The 14,002-nt window shown below is 38.0% G+C and carries 9 protein-coding genes; 7 read left to right on the top strand and 2 right to left on the bottom strand.

Annotated elements, in window-relative coordinates; translation table 11 throughout:
- The first annotated feature begins 21 nt into the window (after positions 1 to 21).
- Both GM418_RS16435 and GM418_RS16430 read left to right on the top strand, forming a co-directional pair.
- The gene (locus GM418_RS16435) at positions 22 to 3,981 is read left to right on the top strand and encodes a hypothetical protein (protein WP_158868250.1); all 3,960 of its coding nucleotides are present in this window, start codon (positions 22 to 24) and stop codon (positions 3,979 to 3,981) included.
- 324 nt (positions 3,982 to 4,305) lie between these two features.
- A complete protein-coding gene (locus GM418_RS16430) occupies positions 4,306 to 6,204 on the top strand; it encodes a glycoside hydrolase family 127 protein (RefSeq protein WP_158868248.1) in 1,899 nt (632 codons plus the stop codon).
- Positions 6,205 to 6,222: 18 nt separating this feature from the next.
- Here GM418_RS16430 and GM418_RS16425 read toward each other — a convergent pair whose 3' ends face one another.
- Both GM418_RS16425 and GM418_RS16420 read right to left on the bottom strand, forming a co-directional pair.
- A complete protein-coding gene (locus tag GM418_RS16425; RefSeq protein WP_158868246.1) occupies positions 6,223 to 7,500 on the bottom strand; it encodes a M23 family metallopeptidase in 1,278 nt (425 codons plus the stop codon).
- A 1-nt stretch (position 7,501) separates the two neighbouring features.
- Complete coding sequence (locus GM418_RS16420) at positions 7,502 to 8,359, bottom strand: YitT family protein (RefSeq protein WP_158868244.1); 858 nt, start codon at positions 8,357 to 8,359, stop codon at positions 7,502 to 7,504.
- 242 nt (positions 8,360 to 8,601) lie between these two features.
- Here GM418_RS16420 and GM418_RS16415 point away from each other — a divergent pair, with 242 nt between their 5' ends.
- The 5 genes from GM418_RS16415 to GM418_RS16395 all read left to right on the top strand — a co-directional run bounded on the left by GM418_RS16415 (position 8,602) and on the right by GM418_RS16395 (position 13,829).
- Positions 8,602 to 9,138: a hypothetical protein gene (locus GM418_RS16415; RefSeq protein ID WP_158868242.1), complete on the top strand. Its 537-nt coding sequence runs from the start codon at positions 8,602 to 8,604 to the stop codon at positions 9,136 to 9,138.
- Between the two features lie 86 nt (positions 9,139 to 9,224).
- A complete protein-coding gene (locus tag GM418_RS16410) occupies positions 9,225 to 11,630 on the top strand; it encodes a TonB-dependent receptor (protein ID WP_158868240.1) in 2,406 nt (801 codons plus the stop codon).
- A gap of 166 nt (positions 11,631 to 11,796) precedes the next feature.
- Positions 11,797 to 12,660 (top strand): helix-turn-helix domain-containing protein, encoded by an 864-nt coding sequence (locus tag GM418_RS16405; RefSeq protein WP_158868238.1) that lies wholly within the window; start codon positions 11,797 to 11,799, stop codon positions 12,658 to 12,660.
- A 102-nt stretch (positions 12,661 to 12,762) separates the two neighbouring features.
- Positions 12,763 to 13,404 (top strand): cysteine dioxygenase, encoded by a 642-nt coding sequence (locus tag GM418_RS16400; RefSeq protein ID WP_158868236.1) that lies wholly within the window; start codon positions 12,763 to 12,765, stop codon positions 13,402 to 13,404.
- A 59-nt stretch (positions 13,405 to 13,463) separates the two neighbouring features.
- A complete protein-coding gene (locus tag GM418_RS16395; RefSeq protein WP_158868234.1) occupies positions 13,464 to 13,829 on the top strand; it encodes a DsrE family protein in 366 nt (121 codons plus the stop codon).
- The last annotated feature ends 173 nt before the right edge of the window (positions 13,830 to 14,002 follow it).

The following is a 14,002-nucleotide window of genomic DNA, read 5'->3' as shown; positions in this document are numbered from 1 at the left end:
TTTACGACCAACCATTAGATTATGAAAATACAGTTCCATAAAAGCGCCAACTACATTGGTTGGATTGTTATTATTCTGGCATTTGCCTTATTGTATTTTTCTTACTTCTTTATATATATCCCAAACCAGGAATCAAAACTTCAACAAAGGGCTTTCCGCATATTAAAAGAATATGGAAACAATATGTTTGGCAAAAACGATTATTACCAGAACCATTTTAAAAACTACGGCCTGTATTATAAAATAAGACACTACAACAATACAAACCAAATGAGCCGGAAGAGTTGGTTAAATACAACAAATACGCCTCAACTGCAAGACGTACAAAAAGTTGTTGACGGACTTCTACCCTATGTTCAGCTGGAAAATGAAGATAAAACTCCTGAATCAATATTTATCTATTCAAAAAAAGAAAACAAACTTTTTATTGATTACAGCCCGCAAATCCCTGACACAATCAGCAAAAATTCGATTGATTCAGTAAAGGATTTTTATTTACCCAATTACCGGTTTGCATATATACCAAACGTTGAAACACTTCTAAACAATCCGGTGAAGTACAAAGTCCCCGTTGATATTCTGATGCAGGGGCTAAAGTTCGACAGGCTTTTTGAAAATATTATCCTGTTTGACGATTCGTTGGTTTATTATAACTCGAAATTTGATTTGGTTGCCGATATTACAAATCCAAAAGCGCTTTGCGATAGTATTGAAAATGTTCAGGGCGGAATTTGGGAAACGCTTAATATCAGGGGAGAGGACAAACATGTGATGATTCTACCCATTGACTTTCTGGGGAAAAGGTTCTGTATTGCCGGGCTTATTGTGGATGAAGACTTCCGGGATAAAACCCGTACCATTAACAGCCAGATTTTAATTCTGATCGCAGCAATTCTTCTGTTGATTTTTATAGGAATGCCCATCCTAAAAATAATTTTCATCGATGAAAAGGAAAGACTCAAAGCGATGGATGCCAGCGGAAGCGCAATGTCTACCATTTTTGGCGCAGGCTTACTGGTTCTCATAGTAATTGGTGTCATCAAACATCAGTTTGTTGACCGTTCAATTTTAAAAGACCGCCTGAAACTGGTCTCTGATTCGCTTTATTCGTATGTAGATTCTGATATAAATTCAATAAAAAGCCTGTATGTTTCAATCAATGATTCAACACACGAACAATCGTCGTTATCAGGAAAAGTGAGAGACCACTTTGAAAAACCGGATGGAAAATTTTACCAGTTGACCGGAGACACACTTGACAAACCGCTCCCTATTAATGAAATCATTCTGATTCAACCCGACGGAATCGTAAACAAAGCTGTAACCAGAACACGTTTTTCGGAGGTTGTTCCTCTTGACTTAAGTGCACGAAACTATTTTACACAAGCAGTTGATAAGGCAAATACCTGGCCTTCTCCGTCCTATAACGTTAATTTTTATATTGAATCTATAAAATCGTACAACACCGGAAAGGGTGAAACCGCGTTTTCATTCCACAATCCCAAAAATGACTCGCTTCCGGTTACTGCAATCACTTCAGCAGTTCCTTCTTTCTATTTCCAGGTACTTCCCAAAGACATTGAGTATGTTATTGTGAATGCTACGGGCAATGTCTTATATCACTCGATAAAAGCCAAAAACCTGCACGAGAATTTTTTCGACGAATGCGAATCTAACCCTAAACTACTAAAAGCTATCGATTTACGAAGCGAAGAAATTATTCACATTAATTACAATGAAAAAAAATGGATAGCCCGGGTTGTTCCAATAAATGAAAGTCCTCTTTATCATATTACTATACTCGACATTGGCCAAACCGATAACAAAAATGCCAGGATATTTTTATTTACATTTTATTTTCTTTTTGTATCGCTCGTTTTTATTGGGCTTGGCATGCTGGTTATGCGGTGGATTATCCCACCTGAAAACACTGTACAAAAACCAATTTGGTTCTTAAGCTGGCTTCATTTTCAAAGTAAAAACTACCGTCAGTATTTCTATTTATCATCGATACTAATTGCACTAATTATCGTTCAGTTCAGTGGTATCCTGTATATCCAAAAACCATTCTCTGTTCTGGTGTATCAACTCATTTTTGTTATCTACACATCATTTGTAACCCTCATTTTCCTCAACCGAAAAAAACTGCGACTAAGAAGTCTTTTCCGGAAAAAATATTATCCCGAGAATATTATTCTTCTGGTAACAGTAATTATGAGTATTATTTTGTTATTCCGGTTTTTCCCCGGATGGCCCATTTTTATCCCTCTAACAATATTAACTGTTTTTACTTTCTATATTCCCAGGGTTTTACAATTTATTGACAAGCAACCCAAACTTACAGAAAGATACATTTCGTTGCACAATTCGCGGATAAGAAGAAATTATATTGCGTTTCTGTTTTTGTGGTTAACCAGCATCTCCGCAGTTCCTGTAGTGCAGTACTATTTTTCAATAAAATACCAGGAAGAAAAATACTGGAAACAAGACCAACTGTTTTCTGTAGCTATGGATAATCTGGAACTGAAAGCAAATTACCCCAACCAAAAAAATACAGAATGGCTTAAACGTATTCAGGGAAACGGGATCGATAATCTGAAAGTTAATTTCGTTGATTATTCCGATATAAAAAAAACCGACCTACTCGAAAACTCAGGAAATTTTAATGAGGCGGATATAATTTATAATTTGCTACCCGACCCGGTAAATGAAGATTACGGAATCAAAAAAAATCCGGACGATTCTGTTTATACCAGAGAATGGATTGCAAACGACACTACCTTAATTTACTCCAAAGGCGGAACAGATGGTGCTGTTCAAATCGTCTCAAACACAACACTAAATACAAACATTGCAGAATGGCTTTTAAGTATAATTATAACCTTTTCACTTGTAGCTATCGCCGTTTGGATTTTATTACAATATGTTGCAGGTGTGTTGCTCAATTTAAATAGTGAACAATGGAGCGAATCAAATATTTCGTGGTGGGAAACCCTCTTTGAAAATAAAGCGATCAAAAAAATACTACTCCACTCGTTTAACGGGGAATATTACCTGAGAAAAACAAAAGAATATGTAAATGAATCGAGTCGGAACAATCAAACTTCAATTGAAACCATCAGCACTTTACAATTAATTGACTCTGAATTTGATTGCGATGCTCTAGTTCAAAATGCCAGTCTGATATGGATAAATGGTCTTGATCTGTCAATTTATGAGATAGATAAGCATAAGTTTTTACTGATTAGATTACAGGAAATTTGTCGGAATGCAAAAGGGAAAGTAGTGGTTGACATCCCTTTTGATCTTGAATCGATTGATGAATTTTATGATGATTATATCGATGAAAACGAAATCAAACAGAAAGACATAAGACGTATCTATCTTTTGAAAAAAAGATGGAAAACAACCTTTAAAAATTTCTTTGAATTTAATGGTTATCTGAACCACAAAGCGCCTGACAATCAGTTGCAGGATGTTGCAAACCACCAAAAACAAGTGTCCGGAAACCAAAGAAACAGACTTGAACACAAGGAGTGGGAAATTGATGACAATGAAACTCAATTTATAAACATTTGGGATAACCTAACCGGATATGAAAAAATTGTGTTGTACGATTTAGCCGACGATGGTTTACTAAACCGGAAAAACAAAGCGATGATCGAACGACTTGTAAACAAAAAGCTAATTATCCCGGCTCCGTTTCCAAGATTGTTTTCAGAGGACTTTAGAATTTTTGTCAATCAAAGTATGGAACCGTCGGATGTGAAGAAAATTGAAAAGAAACTGGGATTAAAAGGAAAATGGCGGAATATTCAGTATCTTATTCTTTTAATTTTAATCCCTTTAGCCGCCTTTATTTTAATCTCACAAGGAATTTCAATAGAAAAAATATTTGGAATTTTTGCAGGTGTATTAACTGTAATAACAGGAGTAATGCGTTTGTTTGACAACCAGATGTTCAGGCAGTCATCGTCCTGAAAATCCTTGAAATAAAGCTCATTTACTCCCAAACAATAAACGACCCTGGGCAAAGCTAAAGGTAGGAGTTTGATTTAATCTTAATCAAAAAAAGCAAACTTTGGAGAATAATAAAACCTGTTAGCTCCGGAAATGCCACCGCATTCGGGCTCCGTTCCACTTAAAAATAATCTTTCGTTTCCCCAGGATTATGAATGTCTCTGGTTTAACAAAAGCACATTTCAAATCTTTTTAAACATAAAATTGAACCGGATATTCAAATATTTTTTTACTTTCAATCACTGATCTGAAAAACCTATTATTATTCTTTTAACCAGCTAAAAAATGACAAATAAAACTTTCATCCTCGTCCTTCTTTTATCTGCGATTATAATCCTTCCGGCAACAAGCTCCGAAAAAGAAAAGAAAAATCCACTGATACAACTAAACGCTACAAAGCCTTCTCATGTGAAAATAGAAGGTCATGCAGGGGAGAAAATTGATTTATGTATTGCAGAGCGAATAAAAAAGCAAGACATTGACCATCTGATTGAACCTTTCCGGCACAAAACTGAAACCCGATTGTGGCAAAGCGAATTTTGGGGAAAATGGATGTTGTCGGCAGTAGCGGCGTATAAATATACTGAAGAGCCCGAATTGTTGGACATTATGAAAAATGCAGTGGACGGACTGCTGGAAACCCAGCTAAAAAACGGATACATTGGAAATTATGCACCGGAAAGCCAATTGCAGCAGTGGGATATTTGGGGAAGAAAATACAGCATGTTAGGTTTGATTCGCTATTACGAAGTTTCAAACGACAAAAAAGCATTAAAAGCTGCGCAAAATGTGGCCAACCATCTGCTTACGCAGGTTGGACCAGACAAAAAGGATATTACGTATACAGGAAATTATCATGGAATGGCAAGCAGTTCGGTGCTCGAGCCAATGGTTTATTTGTATAAACACACCGGCAAAAAAGAATACCTCGATTTTGCTGAATACATTGTAGAACAATGGGAAACAAAAGATGGCCCCCAACTGATAAGTAAAGCATTGGAAGGAATTTGGGTAAGCGAGCGCTTTCCTCATCCTGAAACATGGTGGAGCTGGGACAACGGGCAAAAGGCTTATGAAATGATGTCGTGTTACGAAGGACTGTTACAGTTGTATTTGGTTACCGAAAATCAAAAATATTATAAAGCCGTTGTCGATGTGGTTGAAAACATCATCAATACGGAAATAAATATTGCTGGTTCGGGTTCAGCTTTTGAGTGTTGGTATCATGGAATTGAAAATCAGACACGACCAACCTACCACACCATGGAAACCTGTGTAACCATAACCTGGATGAAATTATGCTACAACCTGCTTCAGGTTACCGGCGATTCACGTTATGCCGACCAGATTGAAAAAACATTTTACAACGCACTGTTGGCTTCCATGAAGTTTGATGCCGGCGAGATTGCAAAATACAGTCCGCTGGAAGGCCGTCGCCATGCCGGTGAAGAACAATGCGGAATGCACATTAATTGCTGTAACGCCAATGGTCCGCGTGGTTTTACACTCATGCCGGGATTTGCTTATATGAGCACAAAAAACAATATTGTTGTGAATTTTTACAGCAATTCAAAAGCAGAAATTGAACTAAACAGTGGAAACAAAGTTTTGCTGCTTCAAAAAACCAACTATCCGGAAAACGAGAAAATTATCATTGAAATTCAGCCGGAAAAAGAAAACAGTTTTGGGATTTCTTTTCGCATTCCGGAGTGGAGTAAAATAAATTCGATACAAATAAACGGCGAAGAAATTTTGGGGATTCGTCCCGGGACTTATAAAACAATAGAACGCAACTGGAAAAAAGGCGACCAAATTGAGCTGACGTTGGATTTACGCGGGCGACTTATAAAACAAGGCGACTACCAGGCTATTACACGTGGCCCGCTGGTATTGGCCCGCGACTCGCGTTTTAATGATGGTTTTACAGACGAAGCCGCAGCAATTCAAAACAAAGATGGTGTTGTTGAACTCTCACCGGCGCCCCAGAAACCTGCACATGTTTGGATGTCATTTACTGCACCACTGGTTTTGGGAACCGATTTGGAAGGCGAATTTCGTCAAGCTAAATCCGTACACTTTTGCGATTTTAGCTCAGCCGGAAACACCTGGGAAGAAAACACCCGCTACAAAGTATGGATTCGCGAAACACTAAACGTAATGAAAGGAGAATACCGCGGGTATTAGACAACCAGAGCTTTGAATCTAATTTCCAACCAGAAGTTCTTCCCCCGCCCACTCAATTTTTTGAAGTTCATTTATCAATGAATCTTTCAAAATCATATATTTCGGTAAATTTTCTTCCTTTACCGGTTCTACAGGCGGAGCTTTCACTTTTAACGGATCTACATAACTACCGTTCTCTGCGATACGAAAGTCAAGATGTGGACCAGTCGCTAAACCCGTGGCACCAACGTAGCCAATAATTTGGCTTTGTTTTACGCGCGAGCCGGTGCTTATTCCCTTACCAAAACCGGAAAGATGCATGTAGGTGGTCGTATATACCGAATTATGTTTGATTTTCACATAATTTCCACCCCCATTTTTCTGATATGCGCGTGCAATTACCGTTCCGTCACCGATACTCATTACAGGTGTTCCTTTTGGTGCTGCATAATCTACACCGTGATGCGGACGACGAATTCTTAAAACCGGGTGCAAACGACTGTTCGAAAAACGCGAACTAATCCGGTAATAATCGAGCGGAGCTTTTAAAAATGCCTTTTGAAGGCTAACTCCTTTTTCATCAAAGTAACTGTAACTATTATCCTGAAAATATCGAAAAGCGTAATTTTCATCTCCATAGTGGTCAAACTGAACAGCATAAATTTCGCCAATTCCTATTTTAGTGGAATCCACAAATAATTCGTCGTAAATTATTCTGAAACGGTCTCCTTTCTGGATAGCAAAAAAATCGATCGTCCAGGCAAAAATCCGAGACAAATCAAGAGACAAAACGGGGCTCAATCCATTGTCTTCCATACAATTCCATAGCGATGTTTCAATTACGCCTTGTGCTATTCGCTGCCGGACTTTTACTTCTTTTTCACCCCGATATATTTTCAGTGTATCGAACAACTCGTAAACAAAGTATTCGGTAGGAGAATTTTCATATACAAAATAACGGGCTTCCTGCAATGAGTCGGCAGTTTGAAAAACTGTGTATTTTTGCCCGCTGCGTATTTTGCGAACATCAAAAATGGGTTTTGATTTTCGTGCCAGCTTGTCGATGGTAACCATCCCTACCCCATTATCATTTAAAATTTCGCTGAGGTATTCATTCGATTTTATCACGCCTTCTACCAGATGAAAAGAATCAATGGGAATTCCGTATCTTAATATCGGTTCAATCGGAATCAATGTGTCGGGCACAACTTTTTCGCCAACATTTTTCCCTGATTTTTTGTTCTGACACGAAAAAACTATAACAATAAAAAATACCCCAAAAATAACCTTTAAAAATCTTTCCTTCAATAATCCCATCTTACAATCTTAGTTTTTCAAATCCCTGTCCGTACACTCCCATTACACTTCCCATGGTAATAAATGCTTCCGGATCGATTTCTTTTATTTTTCTAAATATAGCACTGGTTTCCCTTTTTCTAACGACCGACATGATGACCTTAGTATCTTCCTTTGTATACCATCCCATTCCGTCTAATATTGTAACACCCCTAATTGCCTCATTGTTAATAAAATTCGCTATATCCTCATATTTCCTGGAAAAAATAAACATTTGCGCCGAACGATTTGCCCCGCTCAAAAAAGAATCGAGCGAATAGGACACCACCCACATCGTTACGTAACCATACACCAGTTTTGCAGGTGATTGAAATACAAAATACGAAGAGGCAATAATTATTACATCGCAATATAATATAATTCTTCCGGGACTTATATTTCTGTATTTATTGATTATCATGGCAAAAATATCAGTGCCTCCGGTACTTCCGCCCCGGGAGAAAACAATCCCCAGTCCGATTCCGCCTGACATTCCGCCCAAAACCGCCGATAAAAAAGTGTCATCCACAATCGGCTTTTTCAGAATATTCTGAAAAAGGGCAAAAAACAAGGTTAAAACGGCAATACTATAAATAGTTTTTATTCCAAAATTTGCTCCCAGTATTTTTATTGCTACAAGTACCAAAACCGCATTAATTGCCAGGAAAGTCAAACTCACCGGAATTTTTGTAGCAAAGTAAACAACAGCAGCAATACCACTCACACCGCCGCCTGTTATTTCTGCTGGAATCAGAAACAAAACCCACCCCATTGTGAACATCAACAGGCCAAAGGTTATAATAACATAATCTTTAAGAGCTGTCGCTAATTTTGGATTCATTTCAATAAAATGTGTAAACATCGCAAAATAAATGATTTCCTGTAAATTATCGTTTAAAACGGGCGCAAAAGAACAAACCGCTTTACTAAAAAATTGTGAGCTTTGTCAGAGAAAATCGAATTAACATAGATTTAAAACACATTGAATATTTTCGGAAAAAGGCTACTAACTCTGGTTTTATATTAAATATCGTGTTAATTAAACAACACCTTAATATATTTGTAAAAACAAAAAGAAATCTGTTGAAGGATAAAATCGCCGTCATATTACTTGTATTTATACTTTTCTATCAGCTCTCCGGAGTCTACTTGTGGTTACAACAAAAAAAACTTGTGGTAAAAACGCAAGTCAAAACCCAGGTACTAAACAAAAAGAAGGAAGGTGAAAGAAAGATTTTATTAAAATTCACGCTGGAAGAAACAAAAACAAAGTTAAGGTGGGAGCATTCCGGAGAGTTTGAATACAACGAGCAGATGTATGATATAATTCGCACAAAAACAGTTGGCGACTCGGTTTACTACTGGTGTTGGTGGGATAAAGAAGAGACGGAACTTAACCGAAAACTTGAAAAGCTGGCAGAATTTGATCGGGCTGAAGAAAACGGGAAAGACAAAAATCACCAAAGTATTGTAACTTTTATCCCGACTCCTTTTTGTCAGGAAATTCAAAAAATTGAAGAGATTTTTGCCAGGAACTTAAAAAAAATAAACCCGGACTATTTTATATTCTATTCATCTTTCTTTTTAACACCATTAGAACCACCGCCCAAATTTTCATAACAAAATAAAAAGCAAACAGCTACGCGGATAACGCAAAAGGAAAAATTATGTCCTTTCGGGACAAAATACAGTTTAAAACAAGCATAATGAAAAATATATACTTGTTATTGTTATTGCTCGGACTTACCGTTTCGGGGTTTTCTCAAACAATAACAATAACAGATAATGATAGCGGGGAACCTCTGCAGTTTGTGGTTTTGATTAGTGAATCGCCAAAAGCATACGCGACAACGAATAAAAACGGGCAGTCGGATATTACCGATTTTAAAGGGTCGGAAAAGATTGATGTAACCTTTCTTGGATACAAAAAGGTTGCTTTTACCTATTCCGACATTGAATCTCGGAATTTTAGTATTGAACTTGAAAAAACAAATTTAAACATTGATGAAGTTGTTGTTTCAGCGGCCAGGTGGCAACAATCTTCAAGTAGCATTCCCCTTAAAGTTATAACCATTTCACCAGCAAAAGTTTCAATGCAAAATCCCCAGACAACCGCTGACCTGCTTGGGATTTCGGGGAAAGTATTTATTCAGAAAAGCCAACAGGGTGGCGGAAGTCCGATGATTCGCGGTTTTGCAACCAACCGTCTGCTATACTCTGTTGACGGAGTAAGAATGAATACTGCTATTTTCCGGGGAGGAAATATCCAGAATGTCATATCTGTTGATCCGTTTTCCCTGGAAAACGCAGAGGTTCTATTCGGACCGGGCTCGGTAATATACGGAAGCGATGCTATTGGCGGAGTAATGAGTTTTCAGACACTAACACCACAGCTGTCTTACTCCGAATCCACACTTATTTCGGGTAAAGCCGTTGCAAGATACTCGTCTGCAAACAACGAAAGAACAGGACATTTTGATGTGAATGTAGGTTGGGGAAAATGGGCATTTGTGACAAGTGTCAGTTCATTCGATTATGATCATTTGCGGCAGGGGAGTCATGGGCCTGACGAATACATAAAACCCTACCATATTCAGCGACAAAGTGAAACTGATGTTGTGATTTATCAGAACGATCAGTTGCTGCAAATCCCAACGGCTTATTCACAAATAAACATGATGCAGAAAGTCCGGTTCAGACCTACAGAAAAATTTGACTTTCAATATGGATTCCATTATTCCGAAACTTCTCCTTATGGCCGATACGACAGGCACAACCGGATAAGAAACGGGCTGCCGCGTTATGCGGAATGGAATTATGGCCCGCAAATCTGGATGATGAATAATTTTAGTGTTACACATAAAGGAGACAATGTGTTGTACGACCAGTCAACTTTACGTTTAGCCCAACAGGCTTTTGAAGAAAGCCGAATCGATCGTTCGTTGAATAAAAGCGACCGCACAACCAATACAGAAAAAGTAAAAGCCTACTCTGCTAATTTTGATTTTGTAAAAACAACGGGAACAAAAAACACACTTTATTACGGACTCGAATATGTTTTAAATGATGTGGAATCGACCGGCGAAGTGGAAGACATCAGCACAACTGTTGTTGAGGATGGCCCATCCCGCTATCCTCAGGCTACTTGGCAATCAATGGCTCTTTATCTAAACGACCAGTTTAAGATTTCGGATCAGTTTTTACTTCAGGCTGGAATCCGCTATAACCAGTTCAAAATTGATGCAGAATTCGACACCCGGTTCTATCCGTTTCCTTTTACCGAAGCCAATATGAACAAGGGAGCCTTAACCGGAAGTATTGGAGGCGTTTTTCGCCCAACAGAAGACTGGGTCATCTCTACCAACCTCGCTACAGCTTTCCGTGCTCCCAATGTGGACGACATGGGCAAAGTTTTTGATTCAGAACCCGGAGCAGTTGTTGTTCCAAATCCGGATTTGGATGCGGAGTATGCGTATTCTGCCGATTTGGGAGTAGCAAAAATTTTTGGTGATATTGTTAAAATCGATCTTTCAGCATATTACACAAAACTGAATAATGCTTTAGTTCGCCGTGACTTTACACTAAACGGCTTAGACAGCATCGTGTACGACGGAGTGATGAGTAAAGTTCAAGCCATTCAGAATGCAGCTGAAGCCAACGTATACGGCATTCAGGCGGGAATAGAAGTAAAGCTGCCGGAAGGATTTGGCCTTTCGTCTGATTTCAATTATCAAAAAGGAGAAGAAGAACTTGATGACGGAACTACCAGCCCTTCGCGTCATGCAGCACCTGCTTTTGGGATTACAAAACTTACCTACGCTACAGATTTATTACGGCTGGAACTTTATGCTGCGTATCAGGCCGAATACAGTTATAACGACCTGGCTGTAAGCGAACAGGAAAAAACAGAAATCTACGCTCTGGATGAAAATGGAAATCCTTATTCCCCGTCCTGGTATACACTCAATTTTAAAGGAATGTACAATGTAAACAACAGTTTGTCGTTTAGTGCCGGAATTGAAAACCTGACAGATCAGCGTTATCGCCCTTACAGTTCAGGAGCTTCTGCGCCAGGAAGAAATTTCTTTCTTTCCTTGACACAAAAGTTCTAAAAATACCGATAAGTCGGGCTAAAATGAGGCCCGACTTCTTTTCTTGTATCTCAGCATTTTGTGGCTAATTCTTAGATTCAGCTGAAATTAATACCAAGATATCTTTTTCTTTGTTTTTATCAACGTAATTAACTAACTTGCAAACACATACAAAGAATCAAACAAAATGCTGAACTTTTATAAAATAGTCAAAGAAAACCTTCGTTTTAACCGATTTCAATTTAAAGACACGGTTTGTCTGGAATACACCTGCCCGATTGATGCAGAGCAAATAGGAATTTTTTCCAGGAATGACTACCTGGTTTATGTTCTAAGCGGAAAAAAAACGTACAAAACAATCAACGGGGAATGGACATTGGTTCCCGGGCAAACGCTTTATCTAAGAAAAGGAGCTGAGATAATTCATCAGTATTTTGATGACGAGTATTGTATGCTTGGATTTTTTCTTTCGGATGATTTGATAAAGGAGACAATGGAAGAAATTAAAAGCCAAATGATACTGAAATGTCCCGAATGTCCTCCCGATTTTACAGCTAAAATGGTAAAACCTTCAGAATACCTCGAAGGGTATTTTCATTCAATGCTAACTTATTTCAGAGGAATAAACCGCCCCCCTGAGCATATCTTAGTTTTGAAACTTAAAGAACTCCTTATTAATATAGTAAACAGCGACCCGCATTTAACATCTTATTTCAAAAAGCTCTCTGAGAGCGCCAGGCCTTCGTTGAAGCAAATTATGGAACAAAACTATTGTTTCAATTTAAAACTGGAAGACTTTGCTGAGTTGTCGCACCGCAGTCTTTCGTCTTTTAAGAGGGATTTTCAGCAGGAATTTAGTGAATCTCCCGGAAAATGGATTACAAAAAGAAGGGTACAGCATGCGGCTAATCTTATTGCCAATTCTAACCAAAGTATTACTCAGGCAGCTTTTGAATCCGGTTTTGAAGATGTGTCTCATTTTAGTCGTGTATTCAAAAAAGTTATAGGAAAAAACCCAACCGAATACAAAAAAACGCTTGTTTTTAACTGAATAATTTTAATTTGGACTAAATAGTCAACACAACGACCTTTTTGGCAAAGTGTGGTAAGTCAATAGTTCTCAACTTTGTAGTGTACAAAAAAATAAAGAACTATGAAAGACTTATTTAACACAACAGCAAACAAACAGAAAGCCAGAAATGGGCATACTAATCTCCACTATTTTGTAAACAAATCAGAAAGATTTAATCGTGTTCTTAATTATCAGGAAGACAAGTATAATACAGATTATAATGTTATACGTGAAAACCTGTTGACACATGACGCCTACCTGCAAATGGCAGCCGGATTGATTCCGGATCTATGGAATATTTGTCGGGATTTATACAACACTTTTTTTGAAAATCATACAGTTTATTCGGCATTACAATTTATTCCTGTAATGCAACAAATAAACTCGTTTAAGAAAGACCAATTGCAACGTTTTCTGAAAAACCGTGAAACAAGGCATGTTCTTGTTAACAATGATTTTTTAAAGGTGGTACTCATCCACTGGAAACCTGGAAAAGTGAGCCCCATTCATGGTCATCCCCAGGGAGGTTGCATGTTTAAGGTATTACACGGGAAACTGGAAGAGTTACGCTACACGGCAGACGAATCTCAAAGACTTTTGTCATCAAACGGTTACCGCACTGGCAGCATGGCTTATATCGATGACAGGTTAGGGTTTCATGCAGTTGGAAATCCTTTTGGCTCATCAGCAGTGAGTTTACACGCATATACACCCGGCAGCTAAAACATTCAAAATTTATTTTAATCAAATATTTAATTATTAATCATTTAAAAACAAAAATTATGAAAACAAAAAAATTAGTAGTAGTTATTTCAAGAGGTATGGACGACGAACGTTCAAGTGTTGCATGGAGTATTGCAAATGGTGGTATAAATAACGGACTGGATGTATCTATATTTTTGGTAAGTTCGGCAGTTGACTGGGTACGCAAAGGAGCAGCAGAATATGCTCGTCCAAACCCGGAAGATCCAACCATGAAAGACATGATCCAGAATGTGATAAACGCAGGTTGTACCATCAGTGTTTGTCCTCCATGTACAAAAGTAAGAGGCTATACGCAGGATGATCTTATTGAAGGAGTTCAGATTAAAGGTTCAGTGGTAATACATGAACCAATTAAAGAAGGAGCTGCAGTTTTAACATTCTGATTTGTTTCAAAACTTTCTAAAGCTGTAACCACCGGAATTGAAAAGCCTTTCCGGTTGTTGCAGCTTTTTATTTGAAAAAAAATCAACCTTCATATAGCATGGGAAGTTGAAATAAGCTTTATCAAATGAATCAAGCCTCCGGGGAATAAAACCCGTTAATGTTAACAGAGGCT

It is taken from the genome of Maribellus comscasis (assembly GCF_009762775.1).
Classification (GTDB): domain Bacteria; phylum Bacteroidota; class Bacteroidia; order Bacteroidales; family Prolixibacteraceae; genus Draconibacterium; species Draconibacterium comscasis.
This window is presented reverse-complemented; position numbering and strand designations above follow the sequence as displayed.

Coding starts and splice junctions, on each gene's coding strand:
- GM418_RS16405 (WP_158868238.1), top strand. CDS start 11,797: ATGCTGAACTTTTATAAAATAGTCAAAGAAAACCTTCGTTTTAACCGA.
- GM418_RS16425 (WP_158868246.1), bottom strand. CDS start 7,500: ATGGGATTATTGAAGGAAAGATTTTTAAAGGTTATTTTTGGGGTATTT.
- GM418_RS16430 (WP_158868248.1), top strand. CDS start 4,306: ATGACAAATAAAACTTTCATCCTCGTCCTTCTTTTATCTGCGATTATA.
- GM418_RS16410 (WP_158868240.1), top strand. CDS start 9,225: ATGAAAAATATATACTTGTTATTGTTATTGCTCGGACTTACCGTTTCG.
- GM418_RS16395 (WP_158868234.1), top strand. CDS start 13,464: ATGAAAACAAAAAAATTAGTAGTAGTTATTTCAAGAGGTATGGACGAC.
- GM418_RS16400 (WP_158868236.1), top strand. CDS start 12,763: ATGAAAGACTTATTTAACACAACAGCAAACAAACAGAAAGCCAGAAAT.
- GM418_RS16435 (WP_158868250.1), top strand. CDS start 22: ATGAAAATACAGTTCCATAAAAGCGCCAACTACATTGGTTGGATTGTT.
- GM418_RS16420 (WP_158868244.1), bottom strand. CDS start 8,359: ATGAATCCAAAATTAGCGACAGCTCTTAAAGATTATGTTATTATAACC.